This window comes from Solidesulfovibrio alcoholivorans DSM 5433, assembly GCF_000702665.1.
Classification (GTDB): Bacteria; Desulfobacterota; Desulfovibrionia; order Desulfovibrionales; family Desulfovibrionaceae; genus Solidesulfovibrio; species Solidesulfovibrio alcoholivorans.
Genome location: NZ_JNJA01000003.1, coordinates 68225 through 91675 on the forward strand (window position 1 = coordinate 68225; position 23451 = coordinate 91675).

The following is a 23451-nucleotide window of genomic DNA, read 5'->3' on the forward strand; positions in this document are numbered from 1 at the left end:
GGAGAGTGTCGCCATGCCGTACCCCGTAGATGTCTTTGAGAATCACCAGCCCGAAACAGAGGGCCTCGTGATACCTTGCGTATGGCAATTCCACGGTATGAACCATTGACGGAAAAAGGATGCCCCCTGGGAGAAGCGCTTTCTCCGGGCACGGATGGGGATGAAACGGGCTAGGCCGCATTCCCCACCTCCACCACGTCCCACCCTTCCGGGACTTCCGCCGGTTTGTGGCAACTGTTGCAAATGACCTGCGTCCCCGGGTTGGTGGCGGCCATATGCTCCAGGACCAGCGTCAGGTGCTCCTCATCCAGTTCGGCCGCTTCGAGGATCAGCACCCTGTGCTTAGCGTCGCCCAGGAGCGCATGGGCCAGGGCCGCGTCGAAGAGCACGCGCTGGCCGCCGCTCAAGCCGGCGTGGGGAATTTCCCGGCCATCCGGCCGCTTCCAGGCCAGGGCCACGGCGCCGTCGTCCTCGATGCGCATGACGGCCTCGCCCTCGGGCAGGATTTGCCCCATGACGCCGGCCAGGGCCTCGCACGTCTTGGCCACGGCCCGGGCCTTCTGGCCCCTGAGGTCCTCGAGGATGGCTTTTGCCTCCACCAGCCCCTTGCGAGCCGTGGCGGCCTTGGCGCGCTGCGCCTCAATCACATCTTCCAGGCCCTTGGCCTGGTTGTAGAGGGCCAGTTCCCCGCGCAGGGCCTTCAAGCGGGCTTCCAGGCCAGAAACCTGTTGTTCCAGAATAGCGGTATCGGCGCTCATGCGGCGGCCCTCCCGTCCAGGGTCTTGCGGGCCTTGGTCAGCTCGGACTTGATGACCATGCGGGCGGCGCACACGTCGCAGCCGACCCGATCCATGGTGGAGAGAATGCGGTCGAGGATGGCGGTCACGTCGGGCGCGGCCGAACGGGCGAAGGCGGCGCAAGGCGGCGTGTCCATGCACGGGGTTTCGGGAGAGGACTGTTCATGGACTGCCGATCCGACGACATGCCCGGGGACGTCCAGAGTGCCGCCAAAGGCAGGAGCGCCCGGGGCCGGCTGCTCAGCCTGTCGCGCCTCGGCTTCCGCCTGCGCCTCGATCTTGGCCGCCGCGATTCGCTCCGCTTCCAGGTCGGCCCGGGCCTGCGCCAGTTCGGCCTCGGCCTTGTCGATCTCGGCCTGCTTGTCGGCCATGGTCCCGGCCGGGAGCTGAATGCTCGTCTTTTTGGCCGTGACGTTGGAGACCAGGGACGTCGCGTCGCGTTCCTCACGCTCCAGGGCCGTAATGCGCTTCGCCTGCGTCTCGATCTTAGCCGCGATGTCGCGCACATTGCCTTCCGGCGGGAAGAGACGGAAAAGCTCGTCGATCTTCTTGGCGTCCGAGAGCCCCAGGAACACCGAGAGGTCCACCACGGCCACGTCGGCCAGGGCCCGGGCGAACTCGGGAGCGCTGCATTTGATGCCGCCGGCGTACATTTCCTGTGACACGGCCCCAGTGCGCTCGGAACGCGTGAAACGGCGCTCCAGCTTCTTGCCCGATTCCAGAACCACCCCGGCGCGCAGGTCCTTGCCCTCCCCGTCGTGGAATGCCCCCAAGATGTCGGCGTTGCGTTTGCCAGCCCCGGGCACGTAGCCGAGAACGGCGAGTTGCAGAGCCTGGGAACGGCTGGACTTGCCCGCGCCGTTGGGGCCAACCACCAGAACCTTGCCCCCCAAGGGGGCCTGGAAGGTGGCCCCCTTGAAGTTGTGGGCGGTGACGGCGGTAATCACTGCGCCGCTCCGTCAACCATGCTGCCGATGGTCTTGTAGAGCTCCCGGGCCTGCTTCGGAGTGACTGCGGCGTCGGGCTTGATGCTCATGCGCAGACGCGCCTTGCGGTCTTCGTCGGGGAAATTGGCCCGCACTTCCTCGTAATTGGCCAGGGCCTTCTTGTCCTCGTCGGAATGCGCGAAGTTGGCTTGAGCCGTCTCGGGCTCGTCGGTGGGCGCGGCCGGAGGCGTCTCGTTCTCATGGCCGTAGGTGCCGTTTTCACCCGGGGTCATGTCGAGGGGCGCGGCGGCTTCGGCTTGGGCCTCGCCGGGTTCCCGCTCCTCGTCCTCGGCGTTAATGAGGCCTTCTTCCTCATCCATGTGGTCCACACCCGTGGTGTACTGCACAGCCATGGGCTTCTCGCCCTCGGTCAGGGCGGCGAAGTTCTGACCCTCGCCCAGGCCCTCGATGCGGCGCTGCACGTTGGCGTATTGCGTGTTGTCCCACTTCATGATGCTGTCGCCGGTCGGCCGCCAGCAGATGATGGAAAGGTCCCATCGGGGCCCCGGGGCCTTCTGGAGGCCGGAGAGGTGCTTGCAGGCGTTGCGGCGGGCGAAAGTTTGCGCGAAGTCGATGGCCTTCTTTTCGCGGTTGAGGATCTCGCCGTACCACTTCAAGGCCTCGCCGTGTTTGCTGTTGACCCAAAGCACCATGGTTTCGTCGAAGGGGTAGGCTCCCCAGGTGCCCTCTTCCTTCGGCTTTTCCATGTCCGCCGGCAAAAGCTTGAACGCCTGGGGGGTTTGCTTGGCCTTGGCCACCAAGTCGATCAGGCGGTAGCTCGGCACGTCGTAGGCCGTGGTCCAGTCGGCCACCATGGGTAAGCCCTTGCTCGAAAACCGGAAGGCCACGGCGCGGGCGTAGATGTTGAGGATGCGCCGGTTGTTCGGGTCGCGGATCACGTGGGGATTGGTTTGTTCCACGCCGTCCACGGTGACCGACTTGGGGAAAATCACACAGGCCCCGGCGGCCTCTGCCCACATCTCGTAACCCTGGGCAGAGACGACGAAGGGGATTTTGTCGGAAAAACCGGGCTTCACCAGCCCGCCGTTTTCGGCGGAAAGGGTCAGGCGCTGCTTGAAGGCTTTGATCTCGCCGGCCTTGTCGGTCAGGGCGAAAGCTTCGTCCTCGCCCAGGGCTACGATGCTTTTTTTGTGGAGCGCTCCGATATAGGCGGAAAGCGCTTTACCTTCCTGGGGCATGCTGGCCACCACCGCCCCGAGGGCGGCCTGGGCCTGGGTTTGCAAATCGGCGTAGGTCATGGGTTCCTCCTTGACTTTTTCGGCCATCCGGCCGACAGGTCAGCTTGCTTGTTTTTGATCCGCGCAGGAGATTTTTTTGGCCGCCCCGGTGTTCCCGCACCGGGGCGGTTCGTTTTCGTGGTGGCAGTGCGGGCACACGGTCGCACCCCACAGCCGCTCGCCGCAGTTTCCGCACAGGTGGGTCAGCAAGGCCGGATGGCTCGTGGCGATGCAGACGGCCCGGTGCGAGGCGGCGGCGCTCACCCCCGCCTCCCGGCCACGCTTTCGGCCCAGGCCTTCGGGTCGGGGTAGGTCACGATGCCGGCGTTCGGGTCCGCGTCGGGGTCCTCGCCGCGCTCCCGGGCCAGGGCGTCCCGCATTTCGATGGACGCATAGGGGACGTAAAACCGACGCCCTACTCATGGACTTCGCCCAGCACGTGGGCCAAGGGTTTGGTCCGGCGTGGAAAGGCATCCTCTTCCGGCGCGAGTACAAAGAGCTCGCCGATGTCGTCACGAAGTCCAAAAAGTGGTTCCACCAGATTTTTCCCAGAGCCAGGTTCTTGGAAAGCCACTCCGACTATAAATGGCGCTTCGAGGGCGGCGAAGAACTGCTTTTCCGCACGGCCAAGGTCCAGGACGACTACTGGAACTATCACGGCCACGAATACCCCTGGATCGGCTGGGAAGAACTGACGAACTGGGCAAGCCCGGCGCTTTACGAGGACATGATGTCCGTGTGCCGCTCGTCGCATTCGGGCGTCCCGAGAAAGTACCGGGCCACGGCCAACCCCTATGGCCCTGGCCACAACTGGGTAAAGGCCCGCTTCATCGACCCTGCTCCACGGGGAACGGTCATTCAGGATGAACACGGGCGGCCGCGTGTCTGCCTGCACGGCTCGATCTACGAGAACAAGATCCTGCTCGCGGCCGATCCGCAGTACCTCAAAAACCTGGAAGCCATCACCGACGAGAATAAACGTAAGGCCTGGCTCGAAGGATGCTGGGACATCACGGCGGGCGGCGCGATTGATGACGTTTGGCTTGCCTCAAAGCACGTGCTGCATCCCTTCCCAATCCCTCCATCCTGGAGGCTGGACCGCTCTTTCGACTGGGGGTCATCGCACCCATTCTCTGTTGGCTGGTGGGCGGAATCGGACGGCACCGAGGCCACAATGCCGGACGGCACAAAGAGATGCTGGCCCCGAGGAACACTTTTCCGGGTGTCCGAGTATTACGGCTGGAACGGCAAGCCGAACGAGGGTTGCCGGATGATCGCCACGGAAATTGCCCGGAAGATCGCCGAGTACCAAAAGGCGTTTAAGCGCACCGTCCTCCCGGGGCCGGCGGACAGCTCCATTTTCGATGCCGAAAATGGTGTCTGCATCGCCGACGATATGGCCAAGACTGGGATTCGCTGGGAACGTGCCGACAAATCGCCAGGGAGACGCTGACACAGGTCCGCCTCCGCGAAATGAGCGTGGAGGCGGACGGGGAATGGGGCGAGAAGACCGTTTGCCGGGTGCGGGTGCTGGACTTGAAGGCCGATGCCGATGGTGAACCCCGCTGTTTTTTCACGGTCTGGGAACCGGTGAAGGATGCCAAAGGCGGCGAAGACTGGCGCCCTAACTCGGACCTTTCCGGCACCATGTCCATCGGGTTCATCCCGCTTTTCCCAGTCTACACGAAGCGCACCGATTTCATGGCCGGCAAGCCGCCCCTGGCCGACTTGGCGGACCTGAACTGCCTGCACTGGCAGAAGTGGTCCGACGCCAACCAGATCGAGCACGTGGCGAGCGTGCCGATTCTCTTCTGGAGCGGGTTCACCGACGGGGACAGCGGCGCCGTGATGGAAATCGGCCCCAATAAGATGCTCAAGTCCACGAGCGAGAGTGCTCGGCTGGGGTTTGTCGAGCATAGCGGCGCGGCCATCGGGGCAAACCGCGAGTCCCTGAAGGACCTTGAGGACCGCATGGCCAAGGCCGCCCTTGATCCCATGGTCACCCGGCCCGGCAACATGACGGCCACCGCCACCAGCGTGGACACGGCCAAGGCAAGTTGCCCGCTGCAGTCCTGGGCTTGGGGGCTCCAAGATTCACTCGAGCGTATGCTGCAGTACATGGGCGCGTGGGTCGGCAAGAAGCCCGAGGAATGCGGCGGCGTGAACGTGAATAGCGATTTCGGCCTGTCCATCACCGACATGACCTTGGCCGAGATGACCCAGGCGTATCAGGCCGGCCTGCTCTCGCGTCAAACAATCTGGGCCGAGTTGCAGCGCCGGGGGCGGCTGTCCGATGATTTCGACGCCGAGGCCGAAATGGACCGCCTTATGACCGAAGCACGGGACGGGACTATTCAGTCGGCGGGGACGCGGTTTCTGAATCCGGGTCGGGCTCCTGGGACCGGTCAGACGGCCGGGGCCCCTCAACCTGGCCAAGGGGAAGTTGCGTGAGTTCGCGGAGCAGGAGCGCCCGGCCGAGGGCGGCGTCTCGTTGCCGCTTGGGTGTCCACTTGATGACCAGAGGATCGGCCGCGAACCGGGCCTTGAGCTCGGCCAGCAGCTTCGGATCGGTGACCTTCGCCATGGGAGCGGCGTAGCATGGCCAAGATCGGCGGACAAGACCTCTATGAGACCTACCAATGGGCTCGCGCCGTGGCTTGGCGCTACCATCTCGATCAGTTCGAGGCCGAAGCCCTTCTCTCCATCCTGGCCACGCTCGACAAGGGCCGGCGCGAGGTCATGCGCGAGTTCCAGGCCCGCTACGCCGGCGCGAACCTCTCCGACTGGCAGGAGGCCCGGCTGGAAGCCCTGCTCTACGAGATGGAGGATTTAACCGCGGGTGTCCGCTCGGAGCTGACGCAGCAGTACACCACCATGTCGGTCACCGTGGCCGCGCCCTCGATCACCGAAACCGTGGGCGCGCTGTCCGTGGCCGGACTGGCCAGGGGCGTGAACAACGTGGCGCTGTCGCCGGCACAACTCCGGACGTTCTTCCAGGAAACGCCCATGGGCGGCCGGCTGATCCAGGAATGGGTGGACCGGAGCTTTGCCTACAGCGTCCAGGGGCAGATTCGGCAGGCCATCAACGTGGGAGTGCTCCGGGGCGAGGGTTATCCCGGGCTCGTGCGGCGGGTGGAAGACGGGTTCGGGATGGCGCGGCAGGACGCGGTGACGCTGTGCAGGACGTTTGTGAGCTCGGCCAACAACCAAGCCCGGGACATGGTCTACCGGCAAAACGCCGACGTGGTCCGGGGCTGGAAGTGGATGACCGCAGGCGACAACCGCGTTTGCCCCATCTGCCTAGCTCTCCATGGCCGCGAGTTTAAGCTGGGGGAAGGCCCGGACACCCCGATTCACCCCCGTTGCCGCTGCATCCGTCTGCCGAAGACGATCACCTGGCGCGAGCTCGGCATCCCCATGGACGAGATGAAGCAGGAGCTTGACCGCTGGGTCATACGGGGTCGGCGGGACTATGACGGCGAAATTCTGGTCAGGGGCGTGCATGAGGGTGGCAAGGACAAGACCTTGCGCGTGGGCCGCTATGCCACGGCCGACGACTGGTTTTCCGACCTCTCTACGTCGGAGAAGCAGTCCACCAGCCTGGGCCCGGGACGCGTGAAGCTGCTCGAGGACGGCCGGGTTTCGATGAAGGATCTTGTGGGGCCGGACTACCAGCCCAGGACGTTGAAGCAACTGGAGGCGCTTGCCGATGCCCGATGAGCAAATTCAAATGAGATGCAAGCTGCTGGCAGACTCAATAATATATTGCACAAAATGGCGGCGCTGAGTCGCAAGTAGCATTGCGTTATTTAGCGAACGGACTCAAAGGGGAAGACTCACTTCAAATAATGATTGATTTTATCGAAGATCACGACATCAAGCTGCCGACATTTTCCCCTTCCATTAAGGAACTACGAAATGCTTACCGATAACCTCGCCCGCAAACGGGCCACTATCGCCGCGTTCCACAACGCCACGGCCGACCATCTGGAACGCCAAGCCGTGGGCCTCTTTCGTCAGTCGGGCGTGTCCCGGGCGGCAGCGAACTATGCGGCGGTCATGCCGGCGGAAGAAGTCGAGAAGGTGTTTCCGCTGGTCATGGCCGCCATGGCGGAAGAGATGCAGAAGCGGGAGTTGGCGGGGATGGAGGCGGAAGGGAAGGTGTGTTGAGCTACCAAGCTCCATTGCCCCACGGACTGTCCGGAGGGGCACTTCCAAAGTCTGAGCTGTGCTTAGTGTGTTCTTGTGTAAATTGGCAAACATGGCAATAAAAGTCATATCCTAAATCTTTCATTCTTATGAGTTTCCCGTCTTTATCATGACAGACAGGACAAATTGGCCACGACTTTGCCCCCTGTCCATCAACAATCCAATAAAATCCCTTATCGAACTCTATTTTTTCTCGGCGTTCTATCATTGTAGAAAGACGCTTATTTTCCTGTTGTAGATCAAGGTAGTCGTTTTCAAGCGATACCAACTTTTTTCTTAGTTCAACTATCTTTTCTTGTGCGGGGAGCGTCATGCCGTCTTCCAGTAACTTCGCAATCATTGACGCTAGCTTTGTCGCATCGCCAAAACCTATATTCATCCTTCGCTCTCCTTTACATTCGGCGGATAGCCTGCACCATGGCATCTGTGGGATGTGTGCTGAAGGCTATTCAGCCCGGGGTGAACAAATGATTTAGGACAATACCAATGCCGCCAAAGGCATTGAGGCTTGCCGCATAATAAAGCCCACCACTGGCAATGCCTGCCAGCGCAAGAACCCACAAAACTACCTTCACTTTCCCACCCTCCTCATTCCTTCACAAATCCCCAACCCCGGTGCCGGCTCCATCCCCGCCGGCATAAACCGCCGGTACTGGTCCTTCGGCAAATCCTTCGGGCACTGGACGTTGTCGGTCGAAATGCCGGCCGCTGTCGCTTCGGGAATCGCCCCGGGCGGCATGCTCGGGGTGACGACCACGTAGCCCATGTAGGCCCCGCTGGGGCCGTAGACGCTGGCATGTTGGGCGTGGGCCGGGATAGAGAGGCCGACCGCGAGGAGGAAGGCGGCAATGGCCGGCGACGTGCGGGCGGCGGTTCGCTTCTTCAGAGAGGGGATGCGGAAGCCGAATTTCATGATATTACCACCGGCCTCAGCGGATGATAAAGATCGTCAACGCCCTTGGACATGGTTAGGCTTTCAAACCAATCGGCAAGCCCTTTCTCGCCAAACTCTTGCGTTGTCGTTGCTATTTCCTTCTGAAACCGTCTCTCCATCTCGGATATAGAGTCTTCATCTGGTGCTTCTTCTTGCCAGGACACAAGAAACGGCTTCCCCTGTTCCCATGGCTCCCAACCTTCAGCCTCGTAGAGAGTGCCGAGTATTGAACAAACAAGGCCACCTTCAAGAAATATCCGATAAGCCTGTCTGCGCAGCGCCCTCCGATGAATCCTGAAAGCCTTCGTCGTTTGGCCTGGTTGCCTTCGCATTTCAGTTTTATTCCTATTTGTATGTTATATAAATTTCATATGCTATAACATTTAGACAGGGATCGTTTCCCCCGATGTGGCCAGTGCAATTACGGCTCCCTTTCGATTTTTCCGTTTTGCCGGACACCATGGCTCGTATATCGCCATCAATTTGGATTCCGCCATTTTCACATTGATGGCAACAGCACGGCAGGGCCGAGGGGAAGTCGCCGCGTCCGCTTATTGTTATAGGCCCTTGTCTATCAGGCCCCTTTTCGTAGCGAGCCTCTGATTCTGTAAATGTGACCGAAATACTTTCTACTTCTGGAAAAGATTCGGAAAATGATGCAGTTCGACCCATGAATGGAATGCCCATATTATCTACCTCCCCGCCGGCTTTCTCCCCATCCCTTCCGCCAGCAACGCCACGGCCAGGGTGTTCATGCTGACACTATGAGTGCTATAAATTTTTCTCCAAAAACTCAATAAATGGCTTGTCTCCAGCATCCTTTTCTTTTTTAAGCTGAATGACGTTTTTCATCTCTATTCCAATAATACCAATGGTTGACAAATATATCAATGACATCAGAAGAACAAGCAAGACAACAGGAATAAGCGCGATCTTCATACGAGCCCCTTTACGACGTCCACTCAGGGAACAGCTTCCGCACTTCCCCACTCCCCACCAGCTTCGCAAACAGCCGGAAGTTCCGCGTCTCATGCCGCACCCGTCCCGCCACAATGGCCGGGTGGATGCCGAGCTTTTCGGCCATGCCGACGACGAACTCCGGCGTCGTGCGGGCCAGGGCCGGGACAGGCTCCCATGCCTCGGACGGGATGAGCGCTTCCATGGCCATCGCGTCAGCCTCGCGCTCCCTCGCGTCTTGGCTCCGGGCTTCCAGGTCGTCAACCACAAAGCTCCCCGGTTCGACATGCCCAAGGGCAAGGTGGCTCACCTCGTGGAGCAGCGTAAACCAGAAATTGTCGATCCGGTCGTATCGCAAGGTCATGCCGACCACGGCCGTGCCGTCCGGCTCGAGCAGCGCGGCCCCGTCCATGTACGTCTTGGCAAAATGCCGCTCAACAACGAGGTGGATGCCGGCCTTGGCCAAATAGTCCCGGGACAGGGCTGGGCCTCGGGGGTTAGGGCTCAAGGCGATCAAGCCGCGAAGAAAGGCATGGTCCAGGGCCGCCCGGTCGAACTTTGTCGGCAGCGGCTCCCGGGCCGCGATGGCCTTCACGCCGCACACCCAGGCCAGCATGGCGCTTTCGTCGCCCCTGGCCCCCAGGCGCATGGAGCTGCGGGCGGCGTAGGCAAGCGGAGCGTCGCCAAGGCCGCATTCGTCGAGCCATTGGCGCACGGCCGCTTCGACCTCCCCCTTGCCCGCAGGCTTGATCCAGCCCCGGGCCTTCATTTCCTTGATCGGGAACGTGGAGACGTCCAGGCCTTGGGGTTGCAAGGGCATTTCCTGGGCCAGAGTGTCCAGGGGAATGCCAAGCCCCGCGTGAAGGGCATGGATCATGTCCAGAGTCAGGCGACGCTTGCCGGCCAGCACTTCGGAGACGACCCCCTTGCTCCCCATGAACGGCTCCAGGTCGCGCCGGGTCAAGCCCTGCTGCTCCATGGCAAACTGGATGGCCGAAAGGGGGGTGGGCTTAGGGATGGGGTAGTGCTCGTCTTCGTAAATCTCGACGAGCTTTGCCCAATACTCCAGGCGCTCGGCGTCTTCTGTGTCCGGTCCAGCCCCCATGAGTCCGTCAATGATGGCCAGGGCGTTGTCGTAATCGGCTTCCGTCTTAATCAGGCGTTCCATGGTGGTCACCCCCTCATTTTGCAGAGGTGTTAAATCTCGCTGATCTTGTCTATCTTATCGTATTCTTTGTGAGTCCCCACGAACCGCACAAAAGCCAATTGACTATTGAAATCAATCCGAACAACGAGGCGAAAATTGTTCCCCGCGATATTAAACACAAATCTGTCGCCACCAACATAATCAACGGTACGGGAAAGCTGGCGAAGTTCCGTCAAGTTCTTCCAGGCTCTGGAACTTATAGTGTCATACCAAGCGGAAAGAGGGCCCTTTGCATCAGGGAATCTTTCCCAGAAAGCCACAAGTGCTTTCCTGGAGATCACCCGCATCTTTCTTCCCGTCCCGTCCATGGCTTAATATTACCATCCAACCCGGTCCGGTCAAGCAAAAGTTCTCATCTTGAGAACTATTTTTTACTTCGCCCTGGCCCGAAACACCCCACACCGACAAAGGACGCACCCGGAAAAATGCCCACCACCCTCGGCCGCCCCGCCTTCACCGGCCGCCATCGTTCCACCTCGCCCAGAGGAACCAGGAACACCTTGCCGACTTTGACCGCGTGGACGTACCCCCGGGCAATTTGTTGCTGGATTGCCTCCCGGGTCAGGTCGAGGATGACGGCCACCCGGGCCACGGGCAGCATGCCGCCCTGGGGGCCTTCCGGCCATCCGGCCAGGTAGTCGCGACAGGTCCGGGCGTCGTCGAGCGTGGCGCATTCGTTGGCCTGCCATTCCGCGACCGCGTAGGCAGCCGGGCGACCGTCAGGGCCGGGGGCGTCCGGGGGGAGGTATGTCCCGCCCAAGATCGAGGCGATAAGGTCTTGCATCCGTCCCCCTACTGTTTCGGCGCGGATTCAGCTTCGGCCGCGCCTTTGAGGATTTCCAGGCCGTAGCGCGTGGCCGCACCCTCAAAGGCCGGATCGGATGCGAGGCGCGCCATCAAGACGCGCCTGCCCTCCTCTTCGCCGTATCGCTCCATGGTGTTGAAGACGATCTCTTGAAGCGTTTTCTGGTCCATCTGCAACTCCGGGGAGGGCCGCAACCCTCCGGGTATTATCCGCCCAAGTTGTTCGATTCCCCTGCCCCGACCCTGTTGAACCGGGCCACGATGTCGGGCCGCTTGAACTTTATGTGAAGCGTGCCGGTCTTGAAATAGGCCCGGCAGTCGAAATAGTCGGTTTCAAAGGCTGACTCCTTTGACCGGAGCGCCTCCTTCACCGCCGTCACGAAATCGTTCGGATATTCCGGGAACCCCTTCCCGTCGAGCATGTGAAAGACCTTGTCCATGTCGGACAAAAGGTCTTGCCGATCTACCCAACTCCAGGCCCCGAAGACGCGGTCGAGGATGACCTTCGGCCCCACCTTCCACGGGCTGTTGGTCTTGTGCTGCCGATCCCAGCGGCAGGGGCGCAGCCGGCGGTAACAGCTTTCGACGCACGCCCGGGCGATGTCGTCGCGGCTTTCGTAGAGGCCTTGCAGTGTGGCCAGGAGGTTGTTTTCTGTGAAGCCCGGGGTCGTGTGGTCCCGAAACATCTTGTCCATGCGGTCCCGGTCCTCCGGCCCCATCATGTCGCGAATGCCGGACTGTGCCAGGGTGTAGCGCCAGAAGTTTTCCTGGATCGTGGTCAAGGATTCGCGCATGGCGCTTGTCGGCTTGTCCGGTTCCTCAAGCCAGTAGTCGCTGATCCGGTCAAGAAAAAGGTTGTCGTGGCTTTGGCCCAGGGCGGCCTTCATAATTCGCTTCGCCTCCCCGAGCTTGCGAAAGCCCTCTTCCACCAGGGCCGCAACGGTCGCGTGATTGTCGGCCAGGGCCTGGAGCGTTTGGCGCGGCATGGGTACGTTCATGGCTACATCCCCCCGAATACAGCCTTTGCAGTTGGACAATCCCCGCGCACAACCTTGACGCGCCCTCGCTTAAAGTGAGGCCGCAGCTTTCTGGCGGCCTCCTCCGCCGCTTTGACGGTCTCAAACCCGCAGGCGTGAACGCCAGATTCCTCGGCGATCCTCATACCGGCCATGCAACCCGTCCACTCACACCATGGCGTCGTGCCGATTTCGATATGTGCTTTCATGGCTTATATCTCCCTGGCCGGGGAGAGGTCGCCCCCTCCCCGGCCTTTTGGGCTTTACGCGGCCTTGATCCGGCGCATTTCCTCGGCCAGGGTCCACAGGGCTTTGTTCAGCTTGCGGTCACCGTCCACCGAGTTCACGGCCGCCGCCCGGCGCGGCTTGCCATCGGCCCCTCGCACCTTAACGCCGCCCTTGAGAATGTTTTCCTGGGCCCGGTTGAGCACGTTCCACAGGTCGTTGCCCTTGTCGTCCCAGCGGCGCGGGCGCAGCAGGCTTTCCGGTTCCACGCGGGCTGTCGCCGCTTCCTCGGTCGGCCAGCGGAGTTCCCGGGCCGCTGTGGCGAAAGCCGCCTGCTCGCCCGGGGTCAGGGCCAGGGCGCGCATTTCGCGGGCAGCGTCCAGGGCGGCCGGCGCGTGTTCGATCACCTCGAAAGCGGCGTCGATCACGTCGTCCGGTCGGCCCGAGTGGCGAATGGAGACGGGCGGGCACAGGTGGTCGCCAACCACCATGCCGTTGGTGCAAACCAACCGGAAGATGCCCAGGTCCACCTTGAACGCGCTCCCCCGGTCGTGGCTGTTGGTCACCACGATTTCCGGGATGAGCGTCCCCAGGTCGTCCGGGGTCAGGCTACGCTCGAGCATGTCGCGGTGCCGGAACCGGAGCAGGTGCTTCGTGAAACCCTGCTTGCCCTCGATGCGGGTCCGGGACTGCATTGCGCGCACGGGCTCGAAGCCTTCCTGGCGCAACATCTCCACCACGGCCGAGGTCGGAACAAACACGTACCGCTCGGATACTTCGTCCCATGGGGTTTCCGCGAAAATCGCCGGGGCCATCCGCTCAAGTTGTTCGTTGCTCAGAGGGTAGGTCATTTCGTTCACCTCTTGCCTTTCGGCAGTTGCGGGCCTACCCTCTTCTTTGCTCGAGATCGGGGTAAGCCCTGGTTTCACTTTCAGCCCCTACCGGTTGCCGCCGGTGGGGGCTTTTTCGTTGCCAAGGTCCGTTCTCTCTCCCGAAGGGTCGAGAGAAGCCGCGAAAGCCTCCGCATCGGCCAGCGAGGGGCAAGGCTTGCGCCCGAGCCAGCCGAAGCTTTCGTGGGGCCGGTAGTACACAAAAAATCCTTCCTTCGGGTCGCCCGGCCGCCGGTTGTCTCCGGTTATCGGCTGAATATTGTAGGTCCTCTTGCTGGTGGCCATCTCTTTCTCCTTTGCTTGTCCAGCGGGCCATTCCCGCCGCCCTTGGTTTATTAATAGTTATTGCAAAATATTTTGTCAATAACTTTTTATTCCCCACACAAGAAAATTCCTCCCGCTCCCACCCGGCCCCGCCTTTCCCCCGCCCTACCCCTGAAAATTTTCTCACGCAGGGGGCGGCGCGTGTCCATGGCGGCTCATAGCGTGGGCTGCATCTGTAAAGCAGCCGCGCGGCGTGATGCCCGCAGCTTGATCCGGGAGGGATCGAAAAATGGCGTTGAAACTCGTGCTGGATACCCTGGACGGCCTCGAAGAAGGCCAAAAGGCGCTTTACGTCGAGAAAGACGGGAAGTTTCACCTCGACGTGGACGGCCTGGAGGACACCTCCGGCCTCAAGTCGGCCCTGCAAAAGGAGCGCGACCGCGCCCGCGACTTCGAGAAGAAGCTGGCAGGGCTCAAGGACCTGGACCCCGAGGAATACGCCCGGCTGAAGAAGGAAGCCGAAGAACGGGCCACCAAGCAGATGGAGGAAAAGGGCGAGTTCGACAAACTCCGCGAGAAGTGGCGCGCGGACCAGGAAAAGAAAGAGGCCGAGTTCAAGGCCAAACTGGCCGAAAAGGACGCCCTGCTTCGCAAGCTCCATCTTGACCGCGAGGTTCGTGACGCCGCGCTCAAGGCCGGCGTGCTGCCCGATGACGTCGAGGACGTCATGCACCTCACCTCGCCCCGTTTCCGCATGGAAGAAGACGGGGGGATCACCGTCCTGGGAAAGGATGGCCAGCCCTCCCCTGATGACCTGAGCGCCTTCTTCGCCAAGACCTACAAGGAAGAACGCCCCAAGTTTTATGCCGGAACCGGCGCGACCGGCGGCGGGGCGCAGCCGCCCAAGGGCGGACAGCACGGGGGCACCCCGCAAACCATTCTCGCCAGCGACACCAAGGCCTTCGGAGCCAACCTCGAGGACATCGCGGCGGGAAAAATCAAGGTCCAACGTCAGCAGTAAGCGGCCGGCGGCGGACTGTAGAGGATAAGACAAATGCCCAACGTCAACACGCTCGTCGAGGTTGTCCCGCAGATTTTGGCTCAGGGGCTTCTGACCCTGCGCCAGAACTGCGTCATGCCGCGTCTGGTCAACAGCGACTTCGGGAGTGATGCCGCCAAACAGGGCGCGACCATCGACATCCCGGTTCCGTCCCCTGTTGCGACCAACCCCGTCACTCCGAGTTACACCCCGCCTGACGATGCCGGCGTGACCCCCGGGACGGTCCCGTTGCCCATGGACGTATGGCAAGAGGCACCCTTCTTCTTGTCCGACAAAGATATGATGGAAGCCATGGGCGGCGTCATTCCTATGCAGGCCGCCGAAGCCGTGAAGGGGCTGGCAAACTTCGTGGATTCCTACCTGCTCGGGCTCTACAAGGGCGTCTACGGCTTCGTCGGGACCGCCGGGACCACGCCGTTCGGATCGGATGTCAAAGACGCTACCAATGCGCGAAAGGTGTTGAACAACAATCTCGCCAAGCCCGACATGCGGCGTTTTGTGTTTGATGCCGATGCCGAAGCCAACGCCCTCAACTTGCGCGCCTTCCAGGACGCCTCCTGGACCGGCGATGCCCAGGCCATCAATGAAGGGAAGATCGTCCGCAAACTCGGCTTCGACTGGTTTATGGACCAGAACGTGCCGACGCATGCCGCCGGCTCCATCACGACCGGCATGATCGCCAAGGCGGCCACCGCCCAGGCCCTCGGGGCCAAGTCCATCACCTGCACCACTGCCGCGTCCACGGGCGCCTGCGCTCTCAAGACCGGCGACGTCATTACCTTCGCCGGCCACGATCAGACCTACGTCGTGACCGAGGACGCCACCCAGGCCGCCGCCGCCACGGACGTCACCGTGAAGATCGAACCCGGGCTCAAGAAAGCCCTGGCCGGCTCCGAGGCCGTGACCGTCAAGGCGTCCCACGTGGCCAATCTCGCCTTCCACCGCGACGCTATCGCCTTCGCCAACCGTCCGCTCGCCGACTCCGCCGATGGGCTCGGCAACATCATCCAGAGCGCCCAGGACCCGGTTTCCGGCCTGTCCCTGCGCCTGGAGATTTCCCGGCAGCACAAGCGGACCCGCTGGTCCTACGACATCCTGTTCGGCGCGGCCCTGGTGCGCCCCGAGCTGGCGTGCCGCGTCGCCGGCTAGACCTGACCGCCAAGCGGCGGGCACCGCCATCGGTCGCCCGCCGCAAAGGAAAACGCCATGAGCGAAATCAAGACCATCCGCATCGACCACGAAGGCTTCCCCGACGGGATGCTCATCAACGAGCCCGATTTCGATCCGCAGCAGCACACCAAGTTCGGCGAGGCCGCCGAAGCGGAGCCCAAGGCATTGGTGGACATGACCATCGCCCAGATGCGCGCCTACGCCAAAGAGCACAGCATCACCATCGGGGCCGACGCCACCACCAAGGACGCCGTCCTGGCCGTGATCCAGGCCGCCGAGGCCAAGGCGTAACATGGCCCTGATTGTCGAGACAGGCGCAGGCGTGACGGGAGCGCAGACACTGGCCGACGCGGCCTACGCTGACGCCTATTTCACGCTCCGCGCAATATCGGACTGGACGGGAGAGAACGCCGCCAAAGAGGCCGCCCTGGTTCGCGCCATGGGCTACCTCTGGGGGCTCTCCTGGCTTGGTGCGCCTGTCAAATACAACCAGCCGCTTTGCTGGCCCCGGGTCGGCGTCCCGATCAATCAGAGCTGTACCCGGAGCTACTACCAAGACGGATTCATCATGGGTCAGACCTACACCGGGTACTGGCCCTCCAACGAGATCCCTGAAGCCGTCAAGCAGGCCCAATGCGAAGCCGCCCTCCGCTACCTCACCGGCACGGAAATGCTGCCGGACCTGGAGCGCGGCGGCCAGGTGGTCATGGAGCGGGTGGACGTCATCACGACGCAGTACGCGAGCGGCGCGCCGGCCGGGACGCGGTTCCTGGCCGTTGAGGCGTTGTTGCGGCCGTTTTTGAAATCGAGCGCCAGCGTGGAGCTGGTGAGGGGCTGAGAATGACCACCTACAAACCAGTCGCCCTCAAGTCCTACCACGGCTTCGAGAACAAATTTCGTAGCGGGAACAGGGTGTGGCTTGTCTCCGTTTTGATCGACCGGGCCAAGACGCTTGAGCCTTGCGACCTCCCGCTTGCGGCGCTTTTCGTCGGCCAGCACGTTTGGAACCCGATCGAGTCGGCCGTTGATCTTGCCGCGCACATGAAGCGGGTCATGGCCGCCGACATGGACTGCCCCATCATCCTCGACGCCGAGGGCTTCGTCATGGACGGCTGGCACCGGATCACCCGGGCCCTGGTCGAAGGACGCGCCACCATCAAGGCCGTGCGGTTCGATGAGACGCCGCCGTGCGATTTCGTGGAGCCGGAGTAGGCCATGGATTACGTCGCCACCGCCGTCCGAGTTGACGTCCGTGACCTCGTAGCCGTTGGTGGCGAAGTCGTTCTGAGTCTTGTTGTAGATCCTCGCGCCCTTCCGGAATTTCTTGGCGTTGGTCACGGTGATGGCGGTCGCCGCGGCTGCGGCGTCGGCTGTCAGATCATCCAGGCCGGCCCATCCCATCTCCATGAACTGGATGTTTGTCTCGACGCCGACCGCGCCCTTGTTGACGGCGCTGATTTTACCCTGATCCACGACGCAGCCGCGCCCGAAGAAGACGACCGGGCCACGACGGTACCAGGTCGAGAAAGCCGGCTTGAGGACGGCCGGGGAATAGACGACGGAGGCTCCCGCGTTGACCGTCCTCTTGCCGAACATGCTGGCCAGGATCGCGTCGCCCATGGGCACGCTGCCCTTGGTGCCGGACGGCCGGGCGTAGATCTTGATGGGCACGGAGCCAGCCGGGGTCATGTCCTGGAACTGGTCGATTAGACCGCGGGTGTCGGTCTGGATTTCCTCGGAGTCGGTGTAGCTCGGGTTCTGGTTCATATCCGGGAAGCCGGCCGCGAGAACCGCGTCGGTCGAAGCCGGGAAAACGAGTTGCCCCGGGGTGGTTTCGGCCGGGCAGAAGAGGCCGAATTCTCTCCCCCGGGCAATGTCTTCGGCGATGGCCATGGTAGCCTCCTCTTATTCCCCGTCCCAGGCCCAAAACGGGCAGGTGACGGTGTGCTGCTGGTTTCCGTTTGTGACGCCGCTGTCCACGGTGGACGGGCCTTCCTGGCTCAGGTCATCCCCGGGCGCGAAAAAGACCTCACCCACGTCCTTGCCCTTGAAAAGCGCCTCGACCTGTGCCGCCAGGGCCCATCCGACTTGCACGCCAACGCCGGACGGGGTGAACACCTGAACTTTAACCACGCCGATGCGATGGCCCGACGCGTCCGGCCCAACCTCCTCGGAGAAGGCCTTGCCGGGGAGCACCGTGCATCGGACCCATTTCCCGTCAGTCGGCGGCGTGAAGGCGAGGTTGTCGTAAGCGACCGGCGTGGCCGTCCAGTTGGTCTTGAAATAGGTCTGCACGGCCCGGATGATGGCGTCAGGGGTCATGAGGCGTACCCCCGTTTTTGAGCCTCGCCCTGGACGTATTCGGCAAAGGCCAGCATGGTGTTGGCGATGAACCCGGACGGGGCGTGCTCCGAATGCCCATCCTCAAGCGCCATGAGATATTCGATGTTGTTGTAGAGCACGTAGACGTCCGAATCGGGGAGAGCGGCAACTATCTGTTGCACCCGGGCGGCGAGATCCACGCCCGTGTAATCGCCCGGAGGCTCTTTCCAATCCGACCAATCCGGGCCAACCATCCATGACGCAGCGCAGCGGCCGGTGTCCTTGGGATTCTCCTTCGTGAGGGTCACCATGAGCTTAAGAATGGCTGCGCGAACGACAGCGCGGTAATCCGTTCCGATGGTGTCCACCATCTCCTGCAGGGCCCTTTCGAAGGCGTCTGCGCTAGTCGTGAGGTCGGCTTGCATCTACTTCCGCCCCTGGGCCTTGTAGAGCAGGTCAACGCCGGCCGGGCTCACCACGTCCACGGCAATGAGGGTCCAGACGGCGCCTTTGACGTCGGTCAACGTGTCGGTGGTCAGCGGCACGCAGCCAAGGCCCGACGCGGCGATGGTGAACATCGTGTCGCCCTGCTTAATGAGCGTGCCGTCTATGAGGTGCTGGAATAAATTTGCGGCAACCGAACTGCCTGAGCTTGCGGCCAGGGCGTACCCATGGAAAATTTGGGGAGCGACCGGCTTGTATGCCCCGGTGGCCGGATCAAACTCGCCCGTCCCGTCCGAGGCGCGGGTGATGGTGATGGGCTGGCCCTTGGCCTTGATTTGGGCGGCAACACGACCACCAATGTCTTGACGATTTCGCCCGGCGTCAAGGCTTCGGGCGGATGGGCCACGGGTGACGTGATCCGTGGCTATCTTCCCGCGCCGACCAAGATCGGCAAGCCCATCGAGAGCCGCAAGACCACCATCACCATCGGCGGCGTGACCAAGGTTCTCATGACCCTGGACGTGACCTTCGCGGACAAGATCCAGATGGTGGACGACGAGATGACCACCTCCGGGTTCCCCGAGGCCTACGGCGAGGACCGCCGCACGATCAAAGGCACGCTCAAGGGGCACCTGCGCCCGGCCGATGTGCAGCGGTTCTTCGACGGCTTCGAGGGTACCGAGCAGGCCGTGTCCATCCTCTTCGGCAATACCGACGGCTACAAGCTCCAGCACGACATGGCCCGCTGCCGCATCCAGGTTCCAAAGCTGACCAACAACGGCCCGTTCATCGACTGGTCCTGCGACTTCGCCGCTCTCGAAGTCAACGGCGAAGACTCCATGACCTGGACCTTCAAGTAGGACCTCACCTTTTCGCGGGTCGGATAGGGCGCGCGCCCGACAAGCGGAATCCCCGGCCGCTTCCGGCCCGCAACAACGGGGGAAGGGGAAAACATCATGGCTCTCTCGAAAATTCACCGCTTCTCGCGCAAGCCCAAGGAAAAGTGGATTCGCATCCTGTCGCTGCCCGGGGCTGCCTGGTTGGTCATGCCTATGACCGCCACCGACGAAACGGAACTCGAAAAGAAGTTCCAGGAATACGACCCGCGCGCCAAAGCCTATGTCGTGAATGACACCATCGGGCACCTCAAGGCGCGGGCGCTCCAGGTCATCCGGGGATGGAAGGACGTCCCGAGCGACGAGGACGACGCCGAGGGCAACCCGCTGCCCCTGGAGTACAGCACGGCGGCCCTGGAAGACCTTTGCGAGACGGCCACGGGGACCATCGTCGAGGTCCTGACCGACTCCCGCCGCGCCGACGCGCTGGTCGTCGAGGCCACCGAAAAAAACTCCTAGCCTGGGGCCGCTGGCAGATATGGGGGCTGGATGGCGATCCGTGCGAGGCGTGCCGCGACGTCTACGAGGCGGACGACCTCCAGCCCCCCTGCGGCACCCCGGAGTGCTCGAAGCCGGCCCCACTGTTCCCACAGAACGTCATCCCGTGGAAAATCTGGCAGACCGCGCACCAATTCGACCGGCCGACGCGGACCGAGTTCCTTGTCTCCATGGCCGGCGCGCAATCCCTGGCCGTGCCGCTGCTCATCACGAGCGAGGCCGTGGCCAGGCTGTGCGAGGCCTATCGGGAGCCCGTGGAGACATTGGAGCGGGTGCTGCGGCTTGAGGTTGAGCTGTACCCGCTGATCCGGGAGCGATGGGAACGGAACAGGGAGCGACAGGGAGACGGGGGTGGGGGCGGAAGCCCATGGGGAGAGGAAGATTGAACGGGGGCCGACTCCCGCCGGCCCCCGTGTTTTTTAGAGCTTTTCGGCCAGCGCTCTGCCTCTTCTCAAGGCCGCTTCGTCCTCCAGCGCCGCCAGCCCGGCCCAGCTCAAAAATTGCGCCATGCTCACGCGCTCCCCGTCCGGCAGTCGTGCATTGATGCGCGCCAGCCCGGCAGCCAGCCGCCGCTTGACCTCCGGAGCCACGTGGATGCGCAGCCGCCCCTCGCGGTCGTCCTGGCGGCGTTGCGTGTACCTATTCCGCGGTTGCGGACGGTCATCCTCGGCGATGGCGGGACAGACCTGCGCGACTCGGCCGGGTGATGGAGCGACCGAGGGAGGCGGCGTCTGTCTCTGGGCACTTACCATTTTCGCGATCTGCTTGGGCCGTATCTTCTCCTTACACGCCTTGATTTTGATGGCGTTTACACTTCGTTTGAGCGCGGCGGCGACCTCCTCGACAGATTTCCCAGCTTCAAGCATTTCCCGCATGCGCGGCAAGTCTTTTGCCCAGTTCTTGCCCGCGCTCTGGCTGTAGAGCGCACCGGCATGGCGATAGTACTCGGCGTACCATTTGGCGGCCGCCGTCGTGGACGTGTACCAGTACCCGTCGCGATGCTCCCCGCCGCAGCGGCCGGCCTGGATCGCTTCGACCATGGTTGATCGATGGACGCCTAGGCGGGCGGATTCCTGGGCGACGAAGACGTCGAAGGGCTCTTGCATAATTTTCCTTGCATGTGTATCGACGTTTAATTATCAGATTCTTGTCGCCGAAAGGCGTTGGATTGAAACAATCAAGCTGATGAGTTCGCTTTCTGTTTCGTGTCGCCGCAAGGCGTGGGTTGAAACAGTTGCTGTTAGAGAGTCAAAAAGGGCAGAGCCTTACGGTCCTGCCCTCCCTTTTTTTAGCTGGTCCAGCAAGTCAACCGGCCCTCTTGTTCCCGCCAGTAGACCGACCGGCCAATGGCGTCGATCCAGGCAGCACCATCCACGGGAGAGGCGTCGTAGACGTCCGCGCCGCTCGACGCACGGCCAGCGTGATACGCTTTGTGCACGGCCGTCATCACGATGCCCAGCTCCTCTCCGGTCAGACGGCTGGCCAATTCGCCCGGGACTTGCGCCATCACGGCCCGCACGGTCTCATGACCGGCAAATCCCTGATACGCTGCCATCATGTTGCAACATTTGCGGCTATCCATAATTTCGCTCCTCGGGGCGGCATCGCGCCCCGGTTTCCGCCCCGGCGAACGGGGCGAGTTTCGAGCAAGGTGGGGGCCGGCTTGGCCGGCCCCCACTCCTCCCTACACGCGGCAGGCGGTCAGGCCTGCGCTTTCGAGCTGACCCCGCAGGCCGGCGTCAAAGGCGGCGCGCTTGGCCTTGTCCATGTTCACGCGGCCATCGGCCAAAATTTCGCAGTAGCCCCAGGAGTTGGGCAGGTAGACGCGGATGATTTCGCGGGTGTTCGGTTCGGCAGGTTCCCAGGTCTTCCCGTTGGTGGCGGCGGCGGCATGGGCGGCGATTTCGCGGCGGGCTTCGATTTCCATTTTCTTTCTCCGTTCGGGGCGTATTCTCGCCCCGGTCAGGGTTTGTGGGCCGGGCCATTTCCCCGCCCGCAAGAAAAAATTAGCGCGGGTAGAAACTTTTTGCAAGAAAAATTTCTACCCGCGCAAAAAAGTTTCGGTCCTCGTTCCAGTCTAGCCCAAAACGGCTCGCTCTCCCTACCCCTGCTCCCCTGTTAAGAACGTCTGCAGGGCTGCAAGCAGCTTGTCGCCGCAGGCAAAGAGGTCGTCTTCGTTTTCAATGGCCACTCGCTCTTCTTTCTTGGCCGCGTCAAATATGCCCACCGACTTCTTCTTCCCGTTAAAATACAAGCGGCAAATTGTCTTGCGGTTGTTGTCATCAAGGACAATAGCGCAATAAGACTTCGCATCCCGGATGAATATACGCGAAGGGGATATTGCCTGTCGAAGTATCGTTTTGATTATTAAAAAAGCAACCGCTTCGTCATCGGTTGTTTCGATCCCTGTTCCATCGCTGTCAATTTGTTGCTCTGTGGCGTCGTCTTTCTTCGGAATGTCATCCACCTTGGCCGACTCAAGGCGTGAATTAATGAGATCGTTTATGTGTTCTTGAATCGCCCTTTTTACAATGGAAGAAAATTGCTCACGCACCTTGGCCGTGACGTGTCCGTCGTAGATGCGAGAAGCAAAATACTTGACGAAATCCTCAGAGGGGCTTGCCGATTCTTGAGCGAACAGCTTTTTTGCCTCGCTCACATACTTCAGGCTGCTTGCCGAGGATAGTGCCGCCTCAAGGTCCCACATATCCTTCGAGAGCTTCTGAATCTCAGGGAGAAGCCTATCGTTGAAATTCCCGAAATCGACCTTCATGAACGGCCTGGAGTCCATGATATTCTGTTGTTCCAGATCGGAAAAGAAAAGGTAGGTGACGCCATCCGTCAGGATGCCGATGCGTGTCGTGGTGTGCGTGGGGAAATATCGGTGGAGTTGGTTGCACTTCCCGCCATCCAAAGGCATGCCCATCGGCTTGCACTCTATCATGATGGCGGGAAGGCCATCGCGCATGATGGCAAAATCGACCTTTTCGCCTTTCTTCGTGCCAACGTCTGCCGTAAACTCTGCGACGACTTCATTTGGATCGAAGACATCATAGCCCAATGCTTGGATGAAGGGCATGACGAGGGAGTTCTTTGTCATTGCTTCGTTGAGTTGCTGGCCTTGGACTTGACGGACGCGGTTGGTCAACTCGAATATTTTTGCTTGGTCCATTTTCCTCTCCAGACAACTTTATGATTCAGAATTAGCTTTATACTTTAGTTCTTTTCCACAGTTAGGGCAGACATTTGGCATATGGGTTATGTCCTCCCCGCAAGCATTGCAATAAATCCTTCGACCAAGTTTGGCCTCATTCTTGTCTGCCGCGCGTTCTTTTTGTTGGCTCTCCAGTATAGATAGTATTTTCTTCAACACCTGTGTTTGTTGATACTGGTCGTCTATATGCTCATTTATTTTGAAATACCAGCATACAATCCCGCGACAGACAAGAAAAATCAAAAGCGCCACAAACAACGTAATAAGTGACGCCACAATCGTAGGCTCCATGCCGCCCTCCCCTTTTCGGAGAACCGATA

At 61.4% G+C, this 23451-nt stretch carries 33 protein-coding genes; 10 read left to right on the forward strand and 23 right to left on the reverse strand.

The window, feature by feature from the left end:
- Nucleotides 1-170: 170 nt before the first annotated feature.
- The 4 genes from Q368_RS0106295 to Q368_RS26435 are packed head-to-tail and all read right to left on the reverse strand — an operon-like array spanning nucleotide 171 to nucleotide 3285.
- Nucleotides 171-758, reverse strand: coding sequence for a hypothetical protein (locus tag Q368_RS0106295; RefSeq protein ID WP_029458215.1), 588 nt, complete (start codon nucleotides 756-758; stop codon nucleotides 171-173).
- On the reverse strand, nucleotides 755-1744 hold the full coding sequence (locus Q368_RS0106300; RefSeq protein WP_029458216.1) for a hypothetical protein: 990 nt from the start codon (nucleotides 1742-1744) through the stop codon (nucleotides 755-757). Before Q368_RS0106300 ends, Q368_RS0106295 begins: the two co-directional genes overlap by 4 nt.
- Entirely contained in the window at nucleotides 1741-3042 is a 1302-nt protein-coding gene (locus Q368_RS0106305; protein WP_156955654.1) for a hypothetical protein, read from the reverse strand. The genes Q368_RS0106300 and Q368_RS0106305 overlap by 4 nt, the downstream gene beginning before the upstream one ends.
- A gap of 39 nt (nucleotides 3043-3081) precedes the next feature.
- A complete protein-coding gene (locus Q368_RS26435; protein WP_052360056.1) occupies nucleotides 3082-3285 on the reverse strand; it encodes a hypothetical protein in 204 nt (67 codons plus the stop codon).
- A 157-nt stretch (nucleotides 3286-3442) separates the two neighbouring features.
- Between Q368_RS26435 and Q368_RS0106310 the strand changes: the two genes are divergently transcribed.
- The 4 genes from Q368_RS0106310 (at nucleotide 3443) to Q368_RS0106325 (ending at nucleotide 7191) form a co-directional block, all read left to right on the forward strand.
- Complete coding sequence (locus Q368_RS0106310; protein WP_052360057.1) at nucleotides 3443-4474, forward strand: hypothetical protein; 1032 nt, start codon at nucleotides 3443-3445, stop codon at nucleotides 4472-4474.
- Between the two features lie 20 nt (nucleotides 4475-4494).
- Nucleotides 4495-5472, forward strand: coding sequence for a DUF4055 domain-containing protein (locus Q368_RS0106315; protein WP_052360058.1), 978 nt, complete (start codon nucleotides 4495-4497; stop codon nucleotides 5470-5472).
- 147 nt (nucleotides 5473-5619) lie between these two features.
- Nucleotides 5620-6741 (forward strand): minor capsid protein, encoded by a 1122-nt coding sequence (locus Q368_RS0106320; protein WP_029458221.1) that lies wholly within the window; start codon nucleotides 5620-5622, stop codon nucleotides 6739-6741.
- A 198-nt stretch (nucleotides 6742-6939) separates the two neighbouring features.
- Nucleotides 6940-7191 (forward strand): hypothetical protein, encoded by a 252-nt coding sequence (locus Q368_RS0106325; RefSeq protein ID WP_029458223.1) that lies wholly within the window; start codon nucleotides 6940-6942, stop codon nucleotides 7189-7191.
- Nucleotide 7192: 1 nt separating this feature from the next.
- On the opposite strand, the gene Q368_RS25565 is transcribed toward Q368_RS0106325, so the two are convergent.
- The 11 genes from Q368_RS25565 to Q368_RS0106375 form a co-directional block, all read right to left on the reverse strand.
- Nucleotides 7193-7609, reverse strand: a complete 417-nt coding sequence (locus Q368_RS25565; RefSeq protein WP_156955656.1) for a hypothetical protein — start codon at nucleotides 7607-7609, stop codon at nucleotides 7193-7195.
- Nucleotides 7610-7679: 70 nt separating this feature from the next.
- A complete protein-coding gene (locus Q368_RS27260; RefSeq protein WP_281174613.1) occupies nucleotides 7680-7805 on the reverse strand; it encodes a hypothetical protein in 126 nt (41 codons plus the stop codon).
- Entirely contained in the window at nucleotides 7802-8143 is a 342-nt protein-coding gene (locus tag Q368_RS0106330; protein ID WP_029458225.1) for a hypothetical protein, read from the reverse strand. The genes Q368_RS27260 and Q368_RS0106330 overlap by 4 nt, the downstream gene beginning before the upstream one ends.
- Nucleotides 8144-8935: 792 nt before the next feature.
- Complete coding sequence (locus tag Q368_RS25570; RefSeq protein ID WP_156955657.1) at nucleotides 8936-9103, reverse strand: hypothetical protein; 168 nt, start codon at nucleotides 9101-9103, stop codon at nucleotides 8936-8938.
- A gap of 10 nt (nucleotides 9104-9113) precedes the next feature.
- Nucleotides 9114-10289 carry an ImmA/IrrE family metallo-endopeptidase gene (locus tag Q368_RS0106340; RefSeq protein WP_029458227.1) on the reverse strand — a complete coding sequence of 392 codons (1176 nt, stop codon included), beginning with the start codon at nucleotides 10287-10289 and terminating at the stop codon, nucleotides 9114-9116.
- A gap of 29 nt (nucleotides 10290-10318) precedes the next feature.
- Nucleotides 10319-10615 carry a type II toxin-antitoxin system HigB family toxin gene (locus Q368_RS0106345; RefSeq protein WP_029458229.1) on the reverse strand — a complete coding sequence of 99 codons (297 nt, stop codon included), beginning with the start codon at nucleotides 10613-10615 and terminating at the stop codon, nucleotides 10319-10321.
- Between the two features lie 77 nt (nucleotides 10616-10692).
- Entirely contained in the window at nucleotides 10693-11112 is a 420-nt protein-coding gene (locus tag Q368_RS0106350; RefSeq protein ID WP_029458231.1) for a MerR family transcriptional regulator, read from the reverse strand.
- A gap of 8 nt (nucleotides 11113-11120) precedes the next feature.
- Complete coding sequence (locus Q368_RS0106355; RefSeq protein WP_029458233.1) at nucleotides 11121-11303, reverse strand: hypothetical protein; 183 nt, start codon at nucleotides 11301-11303, stop codon at nucleotides 11121-11123.
- Between the two features lie 35 nt (nucleotides 11304-11338).
- Nucleotides 11339-12130, reverse strand: a complete 792-nt coding sequence (locus tag Q368_RS0106360; RefSeq protein WP_029458234.1) for a DUF4942 domain-containing protein — start codon at nucleotides 12128-12130, stop codon at nucleotides 11339-11341.
- 281 nt (nucleotides 12131-12411) lie between these two features.
- Complete coding sequence (locus Q368_RS0106370; RefSeq protein WP_156955658.1) at nucleotides 12412-13224, reverse strand: DUF932 domain-containing protein; 813 nt, start codon at nucleotides 13222-13224, stop codon at nucleotides 12412-12414.
- An 87-nt stretch (nucleotides 13225-13311) separates the two neighbouring features.
- On the reverse strand, nucleotides 13312-13548 hold the full coding sequence (locus Q368_RS0106375) for a hypothetical protein (RefSeq protein ID WP_029458239.1): 237 nt from the start codon (nucleotides 13546-13548) through the stop codon (nucleotides 13312-13314).
- Nucleotides 13549-13816: 268 nt separating this feature from the next.
- Here Q368_RS0106375 and Q368_RS0106380 point away from each other — a divergent pair, with 268 nt between their 5' ends.
- From Q368_RS0106380 to Q368_RS27395, 4 genes are read left to right on the forward strand one after another with little or no spacing between them, the layout of a single operon-like run.
- Nucleotides 13817-14548 (forward strand): hypothetical protein, encoded by a 732-nt coding sequence (locus Q368_RS0106380; RefSeq protein WP_029458240.1) that lies wholly within the window; start codon nucleotides 13817-13819, stop codon nucleotides 14546-14548.
- Nucleotides 14549-14581: 33 nt separating this feature from the next.
- Nucleotides 14582-15736, forward strand: a complete 1155-nt coding sequence (locus Q368_RS0106385) for a major capsid protein (protein ID WP_029458242.1) — start codon at nucleotides 14582-14584, stop codon at nucleotides 15734-15736.
- Nucleotides 15737-15793: 57 nt separating this feature from the next.
- Nucleotides 15794-16048, forward strand: coding sequence for a hypothetical protein (locus Q368_RS0106390; protein ID WP_029458244.1), 255 nt, complete (start codon nucleotides 15794-15796; stop codon nucleotides 16046-16048).
- Between the two features lies 1 nt (nucleotide 16049).
- Nucleotides 16050-16595 carry a DnaT-like ssDNA-binding protein gene (locus Q368_RS27395; protein WP_029458245.1) on the forward strand — a complete coding sequence of 182 codons (546 nt, stop codon included), beginning with the start codon at nucleotides 16050-16052 and terminating at the stop codon, nucleotides 16593-16595.
- Nucleotides 16596-17662: 1067 nt separating this feature from the next.
- Here the strand turns inward: Q368_RS27395 and Q368_RS22990 are convergent.
- The 3 genes from Q368_RS22990 to Q368_RS25580 are packed head-to-tail and all read right to left on the reverse strand — an operon-like array spanning nucleotide 17663 to nucleotide 18657.
- Nucleotides 17663-18079, reverse strand: coding sequence for a phage tail terminator-like protein (locus Q368_RS22990; RefSeq protein ID WP_043785269.1), 417 nt, complete (start codon nucleotides 18077-18079; stop codon nucleotides 17663-17665).
- The gene (locus Q368_RS0106415; RefSeq protein ID WP_029458249.1) at nucleotides 18076-18504 is read right to left on the reverse strand and encodes a hypothetical protein; all 429 of its coding nucleotides are present in this window, start codon (nucleotides 18502-18504) and stop codon (nucleotides 18076-18078) included. Before Q368_RS0106415 ends, Q368_RS22990 begins: the two co-directional genes overlap by 4 nt.
- A complete protein-coding gene (locus Q368_RS25580) occupies nucleotides 18505-18657 on the reverse strand; it encodes a hypothetical protein (protein ID WP_156955660.1) in 153 nt (50 codons plus the stop codon).
- 228 nt (nucleotides 18658-18885) lie between these two features.
- Between Q368_RS25580 and Q368_RS0106425 the strand changes: the two genes are divergently transcribed.
- Together Q368_RS0106425 and Q368_RS0106430 are read left to right on the forward strand one after the other, a co-directional pair.
- Nucleotides 18886-19383: a hypothetical protein gene (locus Q368_RS0106425; protein ID WP_156955661.1), complete on the forward strand. Its 498-nt coding sequence runs from the start codon at nucleotides 18886-18888 to the stop codon at nucleotides 19381-19383.
- Nucleotides 19384-19479: 96 nt separating this feature from the next.
- Nucleotides 19480-19878, forward strand: coding sequence for a hypothetical protein (locus Q368_RS0106430; RefSeq protein WP_029458252.1), 399 nt, complete (start codon nucleotides 19480-19482; stop codon nucleotides 19876-19878).
- Nucleotides 19879-20336: 458 nt separating this feature from the next.
- On the opposite strand, the gene Q368_RS0106440 is transcribed toward Q368_RS0106430, so the two are convergent.
- The 5 genes from Q368_RS0106440 to Q368_RS25585 form a co-directional block, all read right to left on the reverse strand.
- On the reverse strand, nucleotides 20337-21023 hold the full coding sequence (locus Q368_RS0106440) for a hypothetical protein (protein WP_029458255.1): 687 nt from the start codon (nucleotides 21021-21023) through the stop codon (nucleotides 20337-20339).
- 182 nt (nucleotides 21024-21205) lie between these two features.
- Entirely contained in the window at nucleotides 21206-21499 is a 294-nt protein-coding gene (locus Q368_RS0106445; protein ID WP_029458257.1) for a hypothetical protein, read from the reverse strand.
- A gap of 102 nt (nucleotides 21500-21601) precedes the next feature.
- On the reverse strand, nucleotides 21602-21844 hold the full coding sequence (locus tag Q368_RS0106450) for a hypothetical protein (protein WP_029458258.1): 243 nt from the start codon (nucleotides 21842-21844) through the stop codon (nucleotides 21602-21604).
- 174 nt (nucleotides 21845-22018) lie between these two features.
- Nucleotides 22019-23089 (reverse strand): type I restriction endonuclease, encoded by a 1071-nt coding sequence (locus tag Q368_RS0106455; protein WP_029458260.1) that lies wholly within the window; start codon nucleotides 23087-23089, stop codon nucleotides 22019-22021.
- An 18-nt stretch (nucleotides 23090-23107) separates the two neighbouring features.
- Nucleotides 23108-23422, reverse strand: coding sequence for a hypothetical protein (locus Q368_RS25585; RefSeq protein ID WP_156955662.1), 315 nt, complete (start codon nucleotides 23420-23422; stop codon nucleotides 23108-23110).
- Nucleotides 23423-23451 lie beyond the last annotated feature (29 nt).

Excerpts from the sequence above, each read along its gene's own strand:
- Q368_RS0106295 (WP_029458215.1), bottom strand. The coding sequence starts at position 758 with ATGAGCGCCGATACCGCTATTCTGGAACAACAGGTTTCTGGCCTGGAA.
- Q368_RS0106305 (WP_156955654.1), bottom strand. The coding sequence starts at position 3,042 with ATGACCTACGCCGATTTGCAAACCCAGGCCCAGGCCGCCCTCGGGGCG.
- Q368_RS0106310 (WP_052360057.1), top strand. The coding sequence starts at position 3,443 with ATGGACTTCGCCCAGCACGTGGGCCAAGGGTTTGGTCCGGCGTGGAAA.
- Q368_RS0106315 (WP_052360058.1), top strand. The coding sequence starts at position 4,495 with ATGAGCGTGGAGGCGGACGGGGAATGGGGCGAGAAGACCGTTTGCCGG.
- Q368_RS0106320 (WP_029458221.1), top strand. The coding sequence starts at position 5,620 with ATGGCCAAGATCGGCGGACAAGACCTCTATGAGACCTACCAATGGGCT.
- Q368_RS0106325 (WP_029458223.1), top strand. The coding sequence starts at position 6,940 with ATGCTTACCGATAACCTCGCCCGCAAACGGGCCACTATCGCCGCGTTC.
- Q368_RS25565 (WP_156955656.1), bottom strand. The coding sequence starts at position 7,609 with ATGAATATAGGTTTTGGCGATGCGACAAAGCTAGCGTCAATGATTGCG.
- Q368_RS0106330 (WP_029458225.1), bottom strand. The coding sequence starts at position 8,143 with ATGAAATTCGGCTTCCGCATCCCCTCTCTGAAGAAGCGAACCGCCGCC.
- Q368_RS25570 (WP_156955657.1), bottom strand. The coding sequence starts at position 9,103 with ATGAAGATCGCGCTTATTCCTGTTGTCTTGCTTGTTCTTCTGATGTCA.
- Q368_RS0106340 (WP_029458227.1), bottom strand. The coding sequence starts at position 10,289 with ATGGAACGCCTGATTAAGACGGAAGCCGATTACGACAACGCCCTGGCC.
- Q368_RS0106345 (WP_029458229.1), bottom strand. The coding sequence starts at position 10,615 with ATGCGGGTGATCTCCAGGAAAGCACTTGTGGCTTTCTGGGAAAGATTC.
- Q368_RS0106350 (WP_029458231.1), bottom strand. The coding sequence starts at position 11,112 with ATGCAAGACCTTATCGCCTCGATCTTGGGCGGGACATACCTCCCCCCG.
- Q368_RS0106355 (WP_029458233.1), bottom strand. The coding sequence starts at position 11,303 with ATGGACCAGAAAACGCTTCAAGAGATCGTCTTCAACACCATGGAGCGA.
- Q368_RS0106360 (WP_029458234.1), bottom strand. The coding sequence starts at position 12,130 with ATGAACGTACCCATGCCGCGCCAAACGCTCCAGGCCCTGGCCGACAAT.
- Q368_RS0106370 (WP_156955658.1), bottom strand. The coding sequence starts at position 13,224 with ATGACCTACCCTCTGAGCAACGAACAACTTGAGCGGATGGCCCCGGCG.
- Q368_RS0106375 (WP_029458239.1), bottom strand. The coding sequence starts at position 13,548 with ATGGCCACCAGCAAGAGGACCTACAATATTCAGCCGATAACCGGAGAC.
- Q368_RS0106380 (WP_029458240.1), top strand. The coding sequence starts at position 13,817 with ATGGCGTTGAAACTCGTGCTGGATACCCTGGACGGCCTCGAAGAAGGC.
- Q368_RS0106385 (WP_029458242.1), top strand. The coding sequence starts at position 14,582 with ATGCCCAACGTCAACACGCTCGTCGAGGTTGTCCCGCAGATTTTGGCT.
- Q368_RS0106390 (WP_029458244.1), top strand. The coding sequence starts at position 15,794 with ATGAGCGAAATCAAGACCATCCGCATCGACCACGAAGGCTTCCCCGAC.
- Q368_RS27395 (WP_029458245.1), top strand. The coding sequence starts at position 16,050 with ATGGCCCTGATTGTCGAGACAGGCGCAGGCGTGACGGGAGCGCAGACA.
- Q368_RS22990 (WP_043785269.1), bottom strand. The coding sequence starts at position 18,079 with ATGACCCCTGACGCCATCATCCGGGCCGTGCAGACCTATTTCAAGACC.
- Q368_RS0106415 (WP_029458249.1), bottom strand. The coding sequence starts at position 18,504 with ATGCAAGCCGACCTCACGACTAGCGCAGACGCCTTCGAAAGGGCCCTG.
- Q368_RS25580 (WP_156955660.1), bottom strand. The coding sequence starts at position 18,657 with ATGTTCACCATCGCCGCGTCGGGCCTTGGCTGCGTGCCGCTGACCACC.
- Q368_RS0106430 (WP_029458252.1), top strand. The coding sequence starts at position 19,480 with ATGGCTCTCTCGAAAATTCACCGCTTCTCGCGCAAGCCCAAGGAAAAG.
- Q368_RS0106440 (WP_029458255.1), bottom strand. The coding sequence starts at position 21,023 with ATGCAAGAGCCCTTCGACGTCTTCGTCGCCCAGGAATCCGCCCGCCTA.
- Q368_RS0106445 (WP_029458257.1), bottom strand. The coding sequence starts at position 21,499 with ATGGATAGCCGCAAATGTTGCAACATGATGGCAGCGTATCAGGGATTT.
- Q368_RS0106450 (WP_029458258.1), bottom strand. The coding sequence starts at position 21,844 with ATGGAAATCGAAGCCCGCCGCGAAATCGCCGCCCATGCCGCCGCCGCC.
- Q368_RS0106455 (WP_029458260.1), bottom strand. The coding sequence starts at position 23,089 with ATGGACCAAGCAAAAATATTCGAGTTGACCAACCGCGTCCGTCAAGTC.
- Q368_RS25585 (WP_156955662.1), bottom strand. The coding sequence starts at position 23,422 with ATGGAGCCTACGATTGTGGCGTCACTTATTACGTTGTTTGTGGCGCTT.